This is a genomic window from Enterobacter sp. R-25 (assembly GCF_049913205.1).
Lineage (GTDB): Bacteria > Pseudomonadota > Gammaproteobacteria > Enterobacterales > Enterobacteriaceae > Enterobacter > Enterobacter ludwigii.
Genome location: NZ_CP183982.1, coordinates 3,098,692 through 3,116,494 on the forward strand (window position 1 = coordinate 3,098,692; position 17,803 = coordinate 3,116,494).

General features: G+C 55.6%; 12 protein-coding genes. 11 read left to right on the top strand and 1 reads right to left on the bottom strand.

Annotated features, from left to right (window positions below):
• The first annotated feature begins 680 nt into the window (after positions 1–680).
• The 11 genes from ACN9MQ_RS14850 to yegS all read left to right on the top strand — a co-directional run bounded on the left by ACN9MQ_RS14850 (position 681) and on the right by yegS (position 16,693).
• Positions 681–1,889, top strand: a complete 1,209-nt coding sequence (locus tag ACN9MQ_RS14850; RefSeq protein ID WP_020883246.1) for an MdtA/MuxA family multidrug efflux RND transporter periplasmic adaptor subunit — start codon at positions 681–683, stop codon at positions 1,887–1,889.
• Entirely contained in the window at positions 1,889–5,011 is a 3,123-nt protein-coding gene (locus tag ACN9MQ_RS14855) for an MdtB/MuxB family multidrug efflux RND transporter permease subunit (protein WP_410377224.1), read from the top strand. Before ACN9MQ_RS14850 ends, ACN9MQ_RS14855 begins: the two co-directional genes overlap by 1 nt.
• Positions 5,012–8,089 (top strand): multidrug efflux RND transporter permease subunit MdtC, encoded by a 3,078-nt coding sequence (gene mdtC, locus ACN9MQ_RS14860; protein ID WP_426021388.1) that lies wholly within the window; start codon positions 5,012–5,014, stop codon positions 8,087–8,089. It abuts the gene before it with no gap.
• Positions 8,090–9,505, top strand: a complete 1,416-nt coding sequence (locus ACN9MQ_RS14865; protein ID WP_014170850.1) for an MFS transporter — start codon at positions 8,090–8,092, stop codon at positions 9,503–9,505.
• Entirely contained in the window at positions 9,502–10,905 is a 1,404-nt protein-coding gene (gene baeS / locus ACN9MQ_RS14870; RefSeq protein ID WP_020883244.1) for a two-component system sensor histidine kinase BaeS, read from the top strand. The genes ACN9MQ_RS14865 and baeS overlap by 4 nt, the downstream gene beginning before the upstream one ends.
• On the top strand, positions 10,902–11,624 hold the full coding sequence (baeR, locus tag ACN9MQ_RS14875; protein ID WP_014170852.1) for a two-component system response regulator BaeR: 723 nt from the start codon (positions 10,902–10,904) through the stop codon (positions 11,622–11,624). Before baeS ends, baeR begins: the two co-directional genes overlap by 4 nt.
• Before the next feature lie 135 nt (positions 11,625–11,759).
• A complete protein-coding gene (locus ACN9MQ_RS14880; RefSeq protein ID WP_014170853.1) occupies positions 11,760–12,092 on the top strand; it encodes a YegP family protein in 333 nt (110 codons plus the stop codon).
• A 154-nt stretch (positions 12,093–12,246) separates the two neighbouring features.
• Positions 12,247–13,608 carry a tRNA 5-hydroxyuridine modification protein YegQ gene (yegQ, locus tag ACN9MQ_RS14885; RefSeq protein WP_014170855.1) on the top strand — a complete coding sequence of 454 codons (1,362 nt, stop codon included), beginning with the start codon at positions 12,247–12,249 and terminating at the stop codon, positions 13,606–13,608.
• 427 nt (positions 13,609–14,035) lie between these two features.
• Entirely contained in the window at positions 14,036–15,001 is a 966-nt protein-coding gene (locus ACN9MQ_RS14890; RefSeq protein WP_025203671.1) for a hypothetical protein, read from the top strand.
• A 7-nt stretch (positions 15,002–15,008) separates the two neighbouring features.
• A complete protein-coding gene (locus ACN9MQ_RS14895) occupies positions 15,009–15,614 on the top strand; it encodes a hypothetical protein (protein WP_426021386.1) in 606 nt (201 codons plus the stop codon).
• Positions 15,615–15,793: 179 nt separating this feature from the next.
• Positions 15,794–16,693 carry a lipid kinase YegS gene (gene yegS, locus ACN9MQ_RS14900; protein ID WP_014170856.1) on the top strand — a complete coding sequence of 300 codons (900 nt, stop codon included), beginning with the start codon at positions 15,794–15,796 and terminating at the stop codon, positions 16,691–16,693.
• 54 nt (positions 16,694–16,747) lie between these two features.
• On the opposite strand, the gene fbaB is transcribed toward yegS, so the two are convergent.
• Positions 16,748–17,800: a class I fructose-bisphosphate aldolase gene (gene fbaB / locus ACN9MQ_RS14905; protein WP_014170857.1), complete on the bottom strand. Its 1,053-nt coding sequence runs from the start codon at positions 17,798–17,800 to the stop codon at positions 16,748–16,750.
• Between the last annotated feature and the right edge of the window lie 3 nt (positions 17,801–17,803).

A 17,803-nucleotide genomic window follows, 5' to 3' on the forward strand; every position in this document is an offset into this window, starting at 1 on the left:
CCTGGAAGCTCCATTTAAATGCGAACGGGATTTACCGCGCCAAAAAAGTATTATTTGAATTATGTTTCAGGACAACCAAGCGAATGACGAAAAAACCCTCCGCTGTTAGGATTTTTCTCATAATCATTCATGACGAGATCGCTTAAATAAAAACATAAAACCATTTAAATAACATTTTTAAAATAAAAATCTATAATTATCGCAATTTTAGGCAATTTGAACTGTTTTAGCTTTTTGATACAAATCAAAAGTGGTGCATTGAAGGGAATAACAAAAACATATTTCAAATCAAACAAATACGTCACATTGCAAAAAATCATTAGTTTGTTAATGATTTGATAACAAGATGAAAAATATTGGTATATCAGAGAATATTCCGATCCTTACATGATGAATAATGAAATTTTCCTAAAGACAAATTAAATAATAAAACCAATTGTTATCTTTCTCCGTTTCTCACCCGGCAGATAAATAATAAGAATATTTCAGGTGGCAGGGAATATTCCTGGTAAATTATGCACTGGCAATTGATCCGATTTGAAGGCCGTCTCACGCCGCGCCCCTCCCCCTGCCAATCAGACAAATCCAGACAGTCTTCCATATTTCCTCCATTTTTCTGCCGTGTTGCCTGACTAAACTAGTATCATTCCCCGAAGTATTCAGGCTGAGAACGTATAACGATGAAAGGCAGTAACAAATCCCGCTGGGCAATCGCCGCTGGCATCATTGTGGTGGCTCTTGCCGCCGCCTGGTTCTGGCACAATCACTCTTCTGACACTTCCGCAGGTGCCAGCAGCCCATCACAGCGTCCCGCGAGTGGCGGACGTCACGGCATGCGCGGCGGTGCGCTGGCTCCCGTTCAGGCGGCTACTGCGGTAAATAAAGCGGTGCCCCGTTATCTCTCCGGGCTGGGAACCATTACCGCCGCCAACACCGTTACGGTTCGCAGCCGTGTGGACGGGCAACTGATGGCGCTTCACTTCCAGGAAGGCCAGCAGGTTAAAGCCGGGGACTTACTGGCAGAAATTGACCCAAGCCAGTTTAAAGTCACCCTCGCGCAGGCGCAGGGCCAGCTCGCGAAAGACAAGGCCACGCTCGCGAACGCCCGACGCGATTTGGCACGCTACCAGCAACTGGTGAAAACCAACCTGGTATCGCGTCAGGAACTGGATACGCAGCAGTCTCTGGTCAGCGAAGCGCTGGGCACCCTTAAAGCTGACGAAGCCGCCGTGGCCAGCGCACAGTTACAGCTCGACTGGAGCCGCATCACCGCCCCGATTGACGGCCGCGTCGGTCTGAAGCAGGTTGATATTGGCAACCAGATTTCCAGCGGCGATACCACCGGTATCGTGGTCATCACCCAGACGCATCCTGTCGATTTAGTCTTTACCCTGCCGGAGAGCGACATCGCAACCGTGGTTCAGGCGCAAAAAGCCGGCAAAGGGCTGGTTGTGGAGGCCTGGGATCGCACCAACAAGCAAAAATTGAGCGAAGGCACCCTGCTCAGTCTGGATAACCAGATTGACACCACCACCGGCACCATCAAGTTAAAAGCCCGCTTTAACAATCAGGATGATGCGCTTTTCCCGAATCAGTTCGTGAATGCGCGGATGCTGGTCGCGACACAAGAAAATGCGGTCGTTATCCCGACGGCGGCGCTGCAGATGGGCAACGAAGGGAATTTTGTCTGGGTGCTTAACAGCGAGAATAACGTCAGCAAGCATCTGGTGAAAACCGGCATTCAGGACAGCCAGACGGTGGTGATCAGCGCCGGCCTTTCCGCAGGTGACCGCGTGGTTACCGACGGCATTGATCGTCTCACCGAGGGGGCGAAAGTCGAAGTGGTAGAAGGCCAGCAACAGCCTGCTAAGCAGGGAGCGACGTCCTGATGCAGGTTATGCCACCGAGCTCTACAGGTGGGCCTTCACGCCTGTTTATTCTGCGCCCTGTTGCCACCACGCTGTTAATGGTGGCAATCCTGCTGGCCGGGATTATTGGCTATCGCTTCCTGCCCGTCTCGGCGCTGCCGGAAGTGGATTATCCCACCATCCAGGTGGTCACACTTTATCCGGGTGCGAGCCCGGATGTGGTGACGTCGGCCATCACCGCGCCGCTGGAGCGCCAGTTTGGTCAGATGTCTGGCCTGAAGCAAATGTCCTCGCAAAGCTCCGGCGGAGCATCCGTGGTGACGCTGCAGTTCCAGCTTACGCTCTCACTCGACGTTGCCGAACAGGAAGTACAGGCCGCGATTAACGCAGCCACCAACCTGCTGCCATCGGACCTGCCCAATCCACCGGTCTACAGCAAAGTAAACCCGGCGGATCCGCCGATCATGACGCTCGCCGTCACCTCCTCCGCCATGCCGATGACTCAGGTCGAAGACATGGTCGAAACGCGCGTGGCACAGAAAATTTCACAGGTCTCTGGCGTGGGGCTGGTTACGCTTGCCGGGGGTCAACGTCCGGCGGTGCGCGTGAAGCTCAATGCCCAGGCCATTGCCGCGCTGGGCCTCACCAGCGAAACCATCCGCAGCGCCATCAGTAACGCCAACGTCAACTCGGCGAAAGGCTCGCTTGATGGCCCAACCCGGGCCGTGACCCTTTCGGCGAACGATCAAATGCAGTCCGCGGATGAATATCGACAGTTGATCGTCGCGTACCAGAACGGTGCGCCGGTGCGTCTGGGCGATGTGGCAACCGTTGAGCAAGGTGCGGAAAATAGCTGGCTCGGCGCCTGGGCCAACAAACAGCAGGCAATCGTGATGAACGTCCAGCGCCAGCCGGGCGCCAATATCATTGAAACCGCAGACAGCATTCGCACTATGCTGCCGCAGCTGATTGAAAGCCTGCCCAGGTCAGTTAGCGTGAAAGTGCTGTCTGACCGGACCACCAATATTCGCGCGTCCGTGACTGACACCCAGTTTGAACTGATGCTGGCGATTGCGCTGGTGGTAATGATCATCTACCTGTTCCTGCGTAACGTCCCGGCAACCCTCATTCCTGCCGTCGCCGTGCCGCTCTCACTGGTGGGAACATTTGCCGTCATGGTGTTCCTCGATTTTTCGATAAACAACCTGACGCTGATGGCCCTTACCATTGCCACCGGCTTTGTGGTCGATGACGCTATCGTTGTTATCGAGAACATCTCGCGCTATATCGAAAAAGGTGAAAAACCGTTAGCCGCGGCGCTGAAAGGAGCGGGCGAGATCGGCTTTACCATTATCTCCCTCACCTTCTCACTGATTGCGGTACTGATCCCGCTGCTGTTCATGGGCGATATCGTCGGGCGTTTGTTCCGCGAATTTGCCGTGACGCTGGCCGTCGCCATTCTGATTTCCGCCGTGGTGTCACTGACCCTCACGCCAATGATGTGCGCCCGTATGCTGAGCCACGCCTCCCTGCGCAAGCAAAACCGCTTCTCGCGCGCCTCTGAGCGGATGTTCGAACGCATTATTGCCGCTTACGGACGGCTGCTGGCGAAAGTGCTTAACCATCCATGGGCAACCCTTGGCGTGGCGCTTGGTACGCTGGCGCTCAGCGTTATGCTGTGGATTTTCATCCCGAAAGGCTTCTTCCCGATTCAGGACAATGGCATTATCCAGGGCACGCTTCAGGCACCGCAGACGGTCTCCTTCGCTAACATGGCGCAGCGTCAGCAGCAGGTGTCAGAGATCATCATGAAAGATCCGGCAGTAGAGAGCCTGACCTCGTATGTCGGTGTCGATGGCACCAACCCGTCGCTGAACAGTGCCCGTCTGCAGATCAACCTTAAACCGCTTGACGATCGCGATGACCGCGTGCAGACGGTAATCGACCGCCTGCAAACTGCCGTGGCGCGCGTCCCGGGTATTGAGCTGTACCTCCAGCCAATTCAGGATTTAACCATCGATACCCAGGTGAGCCGTACCCAGTACCAGTTTACGCTGCAGGCCACCACCCTTGATGCGCTCAGCACCTGGGTACCGCAACTGGTGGATAAACTCAACGCCCTGCCGCAGCTCTCGGACGTCAGCAGCGACTGGCAGGACAAAGGGCTGGCGGCATATGTGAACGTCAACCGCGATACCGCCAGTCGGCTTGGGATCACCATGGCCGACGTGGATAACGCGCTGTATAACGCATTCGGTCAGCGTCTGATCTCCACCATCTATACCCAGGCGAATCAGTATCGCGTGGTGCTGGAACACAACACGGAAAACACGCCCGGCCTGGCCGCGCTCGATTCGGTGCGCCTGACCAGCAAAGACGGGGGCATCGTGCCCCTCAGCGCCATCGCGACGGTGGAAGAGCGCTACACACCGCTGTCGATTAACCATCTGGATCAGTTCCCGTCCACCACCATCTCGTTTAACGTACCGGACGGTTATTCACTGGGCGAAGCGGTGGAGTCCATTCTGGCCGCAGAGAAGACGCTGAACTTCCCGTCTGATATTCAGACCCAGTTCCAGGGCAGCACGCTGGCGTTCCAGGCCGCGCTGGGCAACACCATCTGGCTGATTGTCGCGGCCGTGGTGGCGATGTATATCGTGCTCGGTGTGCTGTATGAAAGCTTCATTCACCCCATTACCATCCTCTCCACCCTGCCAACGGCGGGCGTGGGGGCGCTGCTGGCATTGATGCTGGCGGGGAGCGAGCTGGACGTGATTGCCATCATTGGGATCATCCTGCTTATCGGGATCGTGAAGAAAAACGCCATCATGATGATCGACTTTGCCCTTGCCGCCGAGCGCGAGCAGGGGATGTCGCCGCGTGAGGCAATTTTCCAGGCCTGTCTGCTGCGTTTTCGCCCGATCCTGATGACCACGCTCGCCGCCCTGCTAGGTGCCCTGCCGCTGATGCTCAGTACCGGTGTTGGTGCCGAGCTGCGTCGTCCGCTGGGGATTGGTATGGTCGGTGGCCTGCTAGTTAGCCAGGTCCTGACCCTGTTCACCACGCCGGTCATTTATCTGCTGTTTGACCGTCTGGCGCTGTGGACGAAAAGCCGCTTCCCGAAACGTGAAGAGGAGGCGTAAATGAAGTTTTTCGCCCTCTTCATTTATCGCCCGGTGGCGACGATTTTACTCTCACTCGCCATCACCCTGTGCGGCGTCCTGGGCTTCCGGCTGCTGCCGGTGGCCCCGCTGCCGCAGGTGGATTTCCCGGTGATCATGGTCAGCGCCTCGCTGCCCGGTGCATCACCGGAAACCATGGCCTCGTCGGTTGCCACACCGCTGGAACGTTCACTCGGGCGAATTGCCGGGGTCAACGAGATGACCTCCAGCAGCTCGCTTGGCAGCACGCGTATCATTCTGGAATTCAGCTTCGACCGGGATATTAACGGCGCCGCGCGCGATGTGCAGGCGGCGATCAACGCCGCGCAGAACCTGCTACCGAGCGGGATGCCGGGCCGTCCGACATACCGTAAAGCGAACCCGTCCGATGCGCCGATCATGATCCTGACGCTTACCTCGGACACCTATTCGCAGGGGCAGCTGTACGATTTCGCCTCCACCCAACTGGCGCAGACCCTCGCCCAGATTAACGGCGTGGGTGATGTCAGCGTTGGCGGAAGCTCTCTGCCCGCCGTGCGCGTGGGCTTAAACCCGCAGGCGCTGTTTAACCAGGGTGTTTCACTGGACGATGTGCGCTCTGCCATCAGCAATGCAAACGTGCGCAAACCGCAGGGGGCCATTGAGGACAGTAGCCACCGCTGGCAGATCCAGACTAACGATGAGCTGAAAACCGCTGCGGAATACCAGCCGTTGATCATTCACTACAACAACGGTGCGGCGGTGCGCCTGAACGATGTCGCGAGCGTCACCGACTCGGTGCAGGACGTGCGTAACGCCGGGATGACCAACGCCAAACCGGCCATTTTACTGATGATCCGCAAACTGCCGGAAGCCAACATTATTGAGACGGTGAACGGTATCCGCGCGAGATTGCCGGAACTCCAGCAGACCATCCCGGCGGCGATCGATCTGCAGATTGCCCAGGATCGCTCCCCCACCATTCGCGCCTCGCTTGAAGAGGTGGAGCAGACGCTTGTGATCTCCGTTGCGCTGGTGATTCTGGTGGTCTTCCTGTTTCTGCGTTCAGGCCGGGCCACGCTGATCCCCGCGGTGGCTGTGCCTGTCTCGCTGATAGGGACCTTCGCGGCGATGTACCTGTGCGGATTTAGCCTTAACAACCTGTCGCTGATGGCGCTGACGATTGCCACCGGCTTCGTGGTGGATGATGCCATTGTGGTGCTGGAGAACATCTCGCGCCATCTGGAGGCGGGGATGAAACCGCTGCAGGCCGCACTGCAGGGAACGCGTGAAGTGGGCTTTACGGTACTGTCGATGAGCCTGTCGCTGGTGGCGGTGTTCCTGCCGTTACTGCTGATGGGCGGCCTGCCTGGCCGGCTGTTACGGGAATTTGCCGTCACGCTTTCTGTCGCCATCGGTATTTCATTGATCGTGTCCCTCACGCTCACGCCGATGATGTGCGGCTGGATGTTAAAACGCAGCAAGCCCCACTCTCAGCCGCGCCGTAAGGGGTTTGGTCGCTTCCTGCTGGCGATGCAGGAGAGCTATGGTAAGTCTCTGAAGTGGGTGCTGAGGCATACGCGCATTGTCGGCCTGGTGCTGATTGGCACCATCGTGCTCAACGTCTGGATGTACATTACTATCCCGAAAACCTTCTTCCCGGAGCAGGACACCGGGGTGCTGATGGGCGGGATCCAGGCAGACCAGAGTATTTCGTTTCAGGCCATGCGCGGCAAGCTGCAGGACTTTATGAAGATCATCCGCGAAGATAAAGCGGTAGATAACGTAACCGGCTTTACCGGCGGTTCACGGGTGAACAGCGGGATGATGTTTATCACCCTGAAGCCGCGTGACGAGCGCAATGAAACCGCCCAGCAGGTTATCGACCGCCTGCGCGTGAAGCTCGCCAAAGAGCCGGGCGCAAATCTGTTTTTGATGGCCGTTCAGGATATCCGCGTCGGCGGGCGTCAGGCTAACGCCAGCTATCAGTACACGTTACTCTCTGACGATTTAGCCGCCCTGCGCGAGTGGGAGCCTAAGATCCGCAAGGCGCTGGCCGCCCTGCCACAGCTGGCGGACGTTAACTCCGATCAGCAGGACAACGGCGCAGAAATGGCGCTGACCTACAATCGTGAAACCATGTCACGTCTGGGGATTAACGTCGATGCCGCCAACAGCCTGCTGAACAATGCCTTCGGCCAGCGTGAGATTTCCACCATCTACCAGCCCATGAACCAATACAAGGTGGTGATGGAGGTGGACCCGCGTTACACCCAGGACATCAGCGCGCTGGACAAAATGTTTGTGATTAATAACGACGGTAAGGCGATCCCGCTCTCTTACTTTGCCAGCTGGCAGCCGGCGAACGCGCCGCTGTCGGTGAACCACCAGGGCCTTTCGGCGGCATCGACCATCTCCTTTAACCTGCCAGCCGGTTCGTCCCTCTCTGAGGCCAGCGATGCGATCAACCGTGCGATGACCCAGCTTGGCGTGCCGTCCACGGTACGCGGCAGTTTTGCCGGTACCGCGCAGGTGTTCCAGGAGACCATGAATTCGCAGGTGATTTTGATTCTGGCGGCCATTGCGACAGTCTATATCGTGCTGGGCGTGCTTTATGAAAGCTACGTCCATCCGCTGACCATTCTCTCCACGCTGCCGTCGGCGGGCGTCGGGGCGCTGCTGGCGCTGGAGCTGTTCGGCGCGCCCTTCAGCCTGATTGCGCTGATTGGTATCATGCTGTTAATTGGCATCGTGAAGAAAAACGCCATCATGATGGTGGACTTCGCGCTGGACGCCCAGCGAAATGGCAACCTGACGCCAGAAGAGGCCATATTCCAGGCCTGTCTGCTGCGTTTTCGCCCGATCATGATGACCACGCTGGCGGCGCTGTTTGGCGCGCTGCCGTTGGTGATTTCCGGCGGTGACGGTTCAGAATTGCGCCAGCCGCTGGGGATCACTATTGTCGGGGGGCTGGTGATGAGCCAGCTGCTGACGCTCTACACCACGCCGGTGGTCTATCTGTTCTTTGACCGTCTGCGGGTGCGTTTTTCGCGTAAAAACAGAACGACGGTAACCGAATAAATGACCGACCTCCCACGTCACGTACGCTGGCAGCTGTGGATTGTCGCCTTCGGCTTCTTTATGCAGTCGCTGGATACAACCATCGTCAATACCGCCCTCCCCTCGATGGCAAAAAGCCTGGGGGAGAGTCCGCTGCATATGCATATGGTGATTGTCTCCTATGTATTAACGGTGGCCGTTATGCTTCCGGCCAGCGGCTGGCTGGCGGACAAAGTGGGCGTGCGGAATATCTTTTTCACCGCCATCGTGCTGTTTACCACAGGCTCGCTGTTTTGCGCCCAGGCGAATACGCTGGATCAACTGGTGATGGCCCGCGCGTTACAGGGCATTGGCGGGGCGATGATGGTGCCTGTCGGGCGGCTGACGGTGATGAAGATTGTGCCCCGCGAGCAGTACATGGCCGCAATGACCTTCGTCACCCTGCCCGGCCAGGTCGGCCCGCTGCTTGGCCCGGCGCTGGGCGGAGTGCTGGTGGAGTATGCCTCCTGGCACTGGATCTTCTTAATCAACCTGCCGGTGGGCATCATCGGCGCGATTGCCACCCTGATGCTGATGCCTAACTACACCATGCAGACCCGGCGCTTTGATTTCCTGGGTTTTATCCTGCTGGCGGCGGGGATGGCGATGCTCACCCTCGCGCTTGATGGCCAAAAAGGCCTCGGGATTTCCGCCCTGACGCTTGGCCTTCTGGTGGCGCTCGGCATTACCGCTATCCTGTGGTATCTCTGGCATGCCAGAGGTAACGAGAGCGCGTTGTTCACGCTCGATCTGTTTAAAAACCCCACCTATCGTCTGGGCCTGTTCGGGAGCTTTGCCGGGCGCGTCGGCAGCGGCATGTTGCCCTTTATGACGCCAGTCTTTTTGCAGATTGGAATGGGATTTTCACCGTTTCACGCCGGCTTGATGATGATCCCGATGGTACTTGGCAGCATGGGAATGAAACGCATCGTGGTGCAGGTGGTTAACCGTTTTGGTTATCGCCACGTCCTGGTCGCCGCGACGCTTGGGTTAGCCCTGGTGAGCCTGCTGTTTATGGCCGTGGCGCTGCTGGGCTGGTACTACGCGCTGCCGCTGGTGTTGTTCTGCCAGGGCATAATTAACTCTGTGCGCTTTTCATCAATGAATACCCTGACGTTAAAAGCACTCCCGGATGACCTGGCGAGCAGCGGAAACAGCCTGCTGTCGATGATCATGCAGCTCTCCATGAGCGTAGGGGTGACCCTTGCCGGTTTACTGCTCGGCATGTACGGACAGCATCATCTTAGCGTCGACACGCCGGTCGCCCATCAGGTCTTTTTGTATACCTATCTCAGCATGGCGGTGATTATCGCCCTGCCCGCGTTCATCTTCGCCAGAGTGCCGGATGATACCCGTAAGAACGTCGTTATCCGACACGGCAAAAGGAGTGCACCATGAAATTCTGGCGTCCGGGCATTACCGGTAAACTCTTTGTGGCGATATTTGCCACCTGTATCGTGCTGCTGGTCACCATGCACTGGGCCGTGCGGGTCAGTTTCGAACGGGGTTTTATTGATTACATCAAGCATGGAAATGAACAGCGTTTACAGGGGCTGAGCGATGCACTGAGCGATCAGTATGCCCTGCACGGTAACTGGCGTTTTCTGCGCAATAACGACCGCTTCGTATTCCAGATCCTGCGCTCGCTTGAGCATGATACCGGTGACGATCGCCCGGGCCCCGGGATGCCGCCGCACGGCTGGCGCACCCAGTTCTGGGTGATAGACCAGGATATGCGCGTACTGGTTGGCCCGCGCGCGCCCATTCCGCCAGATGGCACAAAGCGGGCGATCACAGTGAATAACGCCACCGTCGGCTGGGTGATCGCCTCGCCGGTTGAACGCCTGACGCGTAACACCGATATCAACTTTGATCGCCAGCAGCGCCGCACCAGCTGGTTGATTGTCGCGCTCTCCACCCTGCTGGCCGCGCTCGCGACCTTCCCGCTGGCCCGCGGTCTGCTCGCGCCGGTTAAACGGCTGGTGGAAGGGACGCATAAGCTGGCCGCCGGGGATTTCTCCACCCGCGTCGATACCCGTAGCCAGGACGAACTCGGTAAGCTGGCGCAGGACTTTAACCAGCTTGCCAGCACCCTGGAAAAAAACCAGCAGATGCGACGCGATTTTATGGCCGATATTTCCCATGAACTCCGCACGCCGCTGGCGGTGCTGCGCGGCGAGCTGGAAGCTATTCAGGACGGCGTGCGTCAGTTCACTCCCGAATCGGTGGCCTCGCTGCAGGCGGAAGTGGGCACGCTGACCAAACTGGTCGATGACCTCCACCAGCTCTCCATGTCAGACGAAGGCGCGCTGGCCTATCAGAAAGCGCCCGTCGATGTGATAAACGTGCTGGAGGTGGTAAGCGGTGCCTTCCGCGAGCGTTTCGCCAGCCGCAACCTGAAAATCGATCTCTCACTGCCTGACAGCGCCGTGGTGTTTGGCGACAAAGACCGCCTGATGCAGCTGTTCAACAATCTGCTGGAAAATAGCCTGCGCTACACCGACAGCGGCGGTGGCCTGCATATTTCCGGCAAACAAGAAAACGGACATTTTGCCCTGACCTTTGCGGATTCCGCTCCCGGCGTGCAGGATGCACAGCTGGAAAAACTGTTTGAGCGATTTTATCGCACCGAAGGCTCCCGCAATCGCGCCAGCGGCGGGTCCGGTCTGGGACTGGCGATTTGCGTAAACATCGTCGAGGCCCATAATGGCACGATCCGCGCCGCCCATTCGCCTTTTGGCGGGGTAAGCATTACAGTAGAGTTACCTCTGGAACGGGATTTATCGAGAGAAGCATGACCGAGTTACCGATTGACGAAAACACGCCACGCATTTTGATTGTCGAAGACGAGCCGAAGCTCGGGCAGTTACTGATCGACTATTTACGCGCGGCAAGCTATGCCCCCACGCTTATCAGCCATGGCGATCAGGTGCTGCCTTATGTGCGCCAGACGCCGCCGGACCTGATCCTGCTGGATCTGATGCTCCCCGGAACCGATGGCCTGACCCTGTGCCGGGAAATTCGTCGCTTCTCAGACGTGCCGGTGGTGATGGTGACGGCGAAAATCGAAGAGATCGACCGCCTGCTGGGCCTCGAAATTGGCGCGGATGATTACATCTGCAAGCCATACAGCCCACGTGAAGTGGTCGCGCGCGTAAAAACCATTCTGCGCCGCTGTAAGCCCCATCGTGAACTGCAGGTACTGGACGCGGAAAGCCCACTTATCGTCGATGAAAGCCGCTTCCAGGCGAGCTGGCGCGGCAAGCTGCTGGATCTCACCCCCGCCGAATTCCGCCTGTTGAAAACCCTCTCCCACGAGCCGGGGAAGGTCTTCTCCCGCGAGCAACTGCTGAACCGTCTGTATGATGATTACCGCGTCGTGACTGACCGTACCATCGACAGCCATATTAAGAACCTGCGCCGCAAGCTGGAAGCGCTCGATGCGGAGCAGTCATTTATCCGCGCGGTGTATGGCGTGGGATACCGATGGGAAGCCGATGCCTGCAGGATAGCCTGAGCATTTAGCTTACCGAACCCGCCTGCTGGCGGGTTTTTCAATTCTGGAAAGCAACGAAGAATCAACCATACTCACATTACCGGTTCGCTTATTGATAACTGGTGCAGATAATTCCACTTCGTTCAAGGAGTTCCTATGTCTGGTTGGTTCGAGTTAAACAAAAGCAGTGATGGGCAGTTCAGGTTTGTTCTCAAAGCAGGAAACGGAGAAACGATCCTGACCAGTGAGCTTTACACCACCAAAAATTCCGCCGAAAACGGTATCGCCTCCGTTCGCACCAATAGCCCTTCTGATGAACGTTATGAGAAGAAAGTGGCCACCAACGGTAAATTCCACTTCAATCTGAAGGCTGGGAATCATCAGGTTATTGGCAGCAGCCAGATGTATGCCTCGGAACAGTCGCGAGATAAAGGCATCGCGTCGGTCAAAACTAACGGTTCAAGCCAGACGGTAAAAGACAATACCTGACGACACGCATCCGGCCGGGTTAGCGATGGTACGACCCGGCGCTTTACCTCCCTGTCCCTCAGCGCTACAATGCCCGCCCTTAAAGTGGGGGATCTCCCCTTACCGCTGCACCTGGTGCATGCGGATCTGACCTGTCATCAGAACGAGAACAAACATGTTTAAACCGGAACTCCTTTCCCCGGCGGGAACGCTGCAAAATATGCGTTACGCTTTCGCCTATGGCGCTGACGCCGTCTATGCTGGCCAGCCGCGCTACTCACTGCGCGTGCGTAACAATGAATTCAACCACGAGAACCTGCAGCTCGGCATTAACGAAGCACATGCCCTGGGCAAAAAATTCTACGTGGTGGTCAACATTGCGCCGCATAACGCCAAGCTGAAAACGTTCATCCGCGATCTGAAGCCGGTGGTTGATATGGGACCGGACGCGCTGATCATGTCGGACCCGGGTTTAATCATGCTGGTTCGGGAGAACTTCCCGGAGATGGATATTCACCTCTCCGTTCAGGCCAACGCCGTTAACTGGGCAACGGTGAAATTCTGGAAACAGATGGGGCTGACCCGCGTCATTCTGTCTCGTGAACTTTCGCTGGAAGAGATTGAAGAGATCCGCACGCAGGTGCCGGATATGGAAATCGAAATCTTCGTTCACGGCGCGCTGTGCATGGCCTACTCCGGTCGTTGCCTGCTCTCGGGGTATATCAACAAGCGTGACCCAAACCAGGGTACCTGCACCAACGCCTGCCGCTGGGAATATAACGTTCAGGAAGGAAAAGAAGACGACATCGGCAATATCGTCCACAAACATGAGCCGATCCCGGTGACCAACGTGGAGCCAACCTTAGGCATCGGCGCGCCAACTGACAGCGTGTTCATGATTGAAGAAGCCAAACGTCCGGGTGAGTACATGACCGCCTTTGAAGACGAGCATGGCACTTATATCATGAACTCCAAAGACCTGCGTGCGATTGCGCACGTTGAGCGTCTGACGCAGATGGGCGTGCATTCCCTGAAAATTGAAGGCCGTACCAAGTCCTACTACTACTGCGCGCGTACTGCTCAGGTGTACCGTAAAGCCATCGACGATGCCGCTGCCGGCAAGCCGTTCGATACCAGCCTGCTGGAAACCCTGGAAGGCCTGGCGCATCGCGGTTATACCGAAGGCTTCCTGCGTCGTCACACCCATGACGATTACCAGAACTACGAACACGGCTATTCCGTTTCCGAGCGCCAGCAGTTTGTCGGTGATTTTACCGGTGAGCGCAAAGGTGCGCTGGCCGCCGTGGCGGTGAAGAACAAATTCACCAAAGGCGACAGCCTGGAGTTGATGACCCCGCAGGGCAACATGAACTTCACCCTGGAACATCTGGAAAACGGTAAAGGCGAAGCAATTGACGTGGCGCCAGGCAACGGCCATACCGTCTGGCTGCCGGTACCCGAAGAAGTGGAGCTGGAGTTTGCGCTGCTGATGCGTAATTTCAACGGTGAAAGTACCCGTAACCCGCACAGTAAATAATCAAGCAGGGAAATTTTTTCGCGCTGGGATAATTCTTAGAATCGGATCACATACCGCTTCGTTCAATACGGGTATTATCCCCCCGCTGAAAAACATAACCCATAAATGCTAGCTGTACCAGGAACCACCTCCTTAGCCTGCGTAATCTCCCTTACGCGGGCTTATTTTTTTGTACAATTCAGTCCACTTATTAAGAATGCATAAGAATGCAATTGCATAGACCCACCATATGAAGGGTGTGTATTCGCGATAACGTATGCCGGAATACCGTTCATGAAAATCGGACGGACCTATGATATTCATCACAACTTTTATTGGATCTGGTAGGCGGGAGTGTTATTCAGAGCATTCCTAATTCCCGACCATAGCATGCCCTTTACTCTTGATTTCTTAGCACAATACGTTTTCACATGGATGGAGAGACGACATGACATTCCCCGGTCAGTTTTCAAAGGACATTCCGGATTACGAACTCGCACGCAGTCTGGGCCTTGCCTCCGGCGGCGATATTAATTTCAACGATTTTGCCAGTCACCTGGACTGTAGCCGAAACTTTAGCCAGGTTGGGATCATCTACTCAGACGGTGCGCGTCAGTGGTTAGTAAGGCCCTCAAGGCGGATTGCGACACCAAACGAAAGCTCGGTAAGTCATGTAGTCATCACTAAAGTAAATGCTTCCTCAAGTAGTGCCATCCAGGCAACGACGACTACGATTCAGTCACCTTCATTGGCGACTGAAATCGGTTCTACGGCAATTTCTTGCGGAGCCGCCATTCTCACTGTCGTACTTGCTGCTGGCGCAGGTATGGCCATTCCTCTCACCGCAGGCTCTTCCGGTGCTGTTGCTGCCGTGATTGTCGCCGGTGGTGTGGCAACAGGAATTCAGTGTGCGAACGGGCTTGGCCGCTTGTCACTTATTGCCATGAATCATAATGACTATGTAGCGTGGATGGATTCCCAGGAATGGTATACTGCAACCAATACCGCTCTGGATGCGATTTCACTTGCTGGGGCCGCTGCGGGTCTAAAAAGCGCGGTATTGACCTACCGCCTTCTTAATCGCTCGACGTCTGAAAGTTTACTCTCTTTATTACAAAAAATGAGCCGAGCGGACCGCACGAGGTTAACGGAGGAAATTATTCGCATCCGAAACCCCGGCATCTCGAATTCAGGTGTTAAAGCAGCGATGAAAGCTGGGGTTTACCCTAAACGTTACCCATCGGAAGCGCTGCAGTTGCTCTTACAGCGTGAGCTGTTGAATGCCATTTCCAACTCCTCAGCTTTTGTTGGAAGTGCGGTCTCGGGTACAATCAGGAATCCTCAGAATATTACACAATCTGGAAAATACGTTTTTGGTTTGATCCAGTCTTTTTCATTTACAGGAAGTTATTGACCTGAGCATGATAAAATACATCAAGAAGAGCCTGGCATTAAGTACTGTGATCACAAGTCAAATGGCGACTGACGATCTCCAACGGCTTGAGTCTTTAAAAGATGGCTTAAAAGATCAGTTTGGCGTTCCTGTAGGTGTACATATGACAGGTATTCCCTTGGGTATCAGTATGTTACTCGCCATTTTTTGCTACGCTATGCTACAAGTTTCTGTCTGGATATTACTATTTCGCCTGCTCGGCTTACCCGAATTTAAAGTCATGATGAGTGTATTTCTTGCAGCAGTGGCGTATTGCATGATTGCGATGAGTACTATGTTTCTGACTGCTCGGGGGTCCTTGGCTGGATTTAAAGCGCATATTTCCGTTATCACGCTGACTGGACTGATGAGCATCGTTTATTTTATCTGGACGTGGAGTTCACTTTTATTCGGCTCTGTTGAGAATTACACCCCGCAAATAACCTCTTTTTTAGGGTTGGGATTTTTCTGCATGAATGTCGTGTGGATGAATACATCACTCTTTTACCGTTCAATCGCCCTAACGCTACATAATCGGATTTGGCGTAAACAGCTGAAAATAGAGACAAGGCAAATGTCGCGACTCAAACGTTGAGTGCAATAGCCCAGTGATTGGCAGACGTAAAAAGTGTAAACGACACCGGGCACAGATTACGTTATACGGGGGAAAATCTCCTTTACACAGGCTTATTTTTTGCCTTTCATCCTGTTCTTACCCGCTTTCTTCCTCCCTGCTATACACTCTTACTAACGCTAAAAAAGGGAGCAGCGCGGATGGCAATCTATCCAGACAGTTTATTGATTCTCAATGGCAAAAGTGCGGGCAACGATTTGTTGCGCCAGGCAGTGACGGATTTGCGTGAAGACGGTGCGCGTATACACGTGCGAGTGACGTGGGAAAAAGGTGATGCGGCACGCTATATCGACGAAGGCCTGAAGCTCGGAGTCGAAACCATTATTTCTGGCGGGGGCGATGGCACCATTAATGAAATTGCCGGCGCTCTGATAGATCTTCCTGCAACCGACCGCCCGGTGATGGGCATTTTGCCGCTCGGTACGGCCAACGATTTCGCCACCAGCGCCGGCATCCCCGAAGAACTGGGAAAAGCCCTGCAGCTGGCTATCCTCGGCAAAGCCACCGCCGTTGATATTGCTCAGGTGAATGAAAAAACCTGTTTTATTAATATGGCGACCGGTGGATTCGGGACGCGCATTACCAGCGAAACCCCTGAAAAGCTGAAGGCAGCGCTGGGCGGCGTCTCGTATCTGATCCATGGCCTGATGCGTATGGATACCCTGAAGCCGGACCGCTGTGAGATTCACGGCGAGAACTTTCAGTGGCAGGGTGATGCGCTGGTGATTGGTATCGGTAATGGCCGTCAGGCCGGTGGCGGACAGCAGTTATGCCCGGAGGCGCTGATCAATGATGGTCAGTTACAGCTGCGTATTTTCACGGGTGATGGCCTGCTGCCTGCGCTGTTTACCACCCTGACTCAGCCAGAAGAGAGCCCGAATATTATTGCCGGTAAATCCGCGTGGTTTGAAGTGAATGCCCCACACGGCATGACGTTTAATCTTGACGGAGAGCCGCTGAGCGGAAAGCAGTTCCGCATTGAGGTGTTACCGGGCGCGCTACAGTGCCGGCTGCCACCGGACTGCCAGCTTCTGCGTTGACAGTGTGGCCGGGCGGCGGTAATGCCTGACCCGGCCAGCGTTTTACAAAAAGTCTTAAGCGATAGTCACTTTGCTGTCCAGGTACACATCCTGCACGGCATTGATCAGCTTCACGCCGTCCGCCATCGATTTTTTAAACGCCTTACGGCCCAGGATCAGCCCCATACCGCCCGCGCGCTTATTGATAACCGCCGTGCGCACCGCATCGGAGAGATCGGTGTCGCCACCCGCCGCACCACCGGAGTTAATTAACCCGGCACGTCCCATATAGCAGTTCGCCAGCTGATAACGCACCAGGTCGATAGGGTTTTCGCTGGTCAGTTTGCTGTAGACCCGGTCATCGGTGTAACCGAAGTTTACCGCTTTATAACCGCCGTTATTTTCCGCCATCTTCTGCTTCACGATATCCGCGCCAATGGTCGCCGCCAGATGGTTCGCCTGGCCGGTCAGGTCGGCAGAAACGTGGTAGTCCACTCCGTCTTTCTTAAATGCGGAGTTACGCAGATACGCCCACAGAACGGTGACCATACCCAGCTCATGCGCGCGTTCGAAGGCAGCAGAAATTTCTTCAATCTGGCGACGCGACTGCTCAGAACCAAAGTAGATCGTCGCCCCAACCGCGACCGCACCCATATTGAACGCCTGCTCTACGCTGGCGTAAAGCGTCTGATCGTATTCGGTCGGGTAGCTCAGGGTTTCGTTGTGATTCAGTTTGACGAGGAATGGAATGCGGTGGGCATAGCGACGCGATACGGAGGCCAGTACGCCATAGGTGGACGCCACGCAGTTACAGCCCGCTTCTATCGCCAGTTCGACGATGTTCTTCGGATCGAAATACAGCGGGTTCGCCGCAAAGGAGGCGCCCGCGGAGTGCTCAACGCCCTGGTCAACCGGCAGAATAGAAAGATAACCGGTTCCCCCCAGTCGGCCGGTATTATAGAGGGTCTGCATATTTCGCAGTACCGCAGGCGGACGGTTGTTATCAACCATCACGCGGTCGACGTAATCGTGGCCAGGCAGATAAAGCTGGTCGGCTGGAATGGTCATACAACGATGCTGTAAAAGGCTGTCGGCGTCTTTGCCAAGCAACTGCGCAATATCAGTCATGTG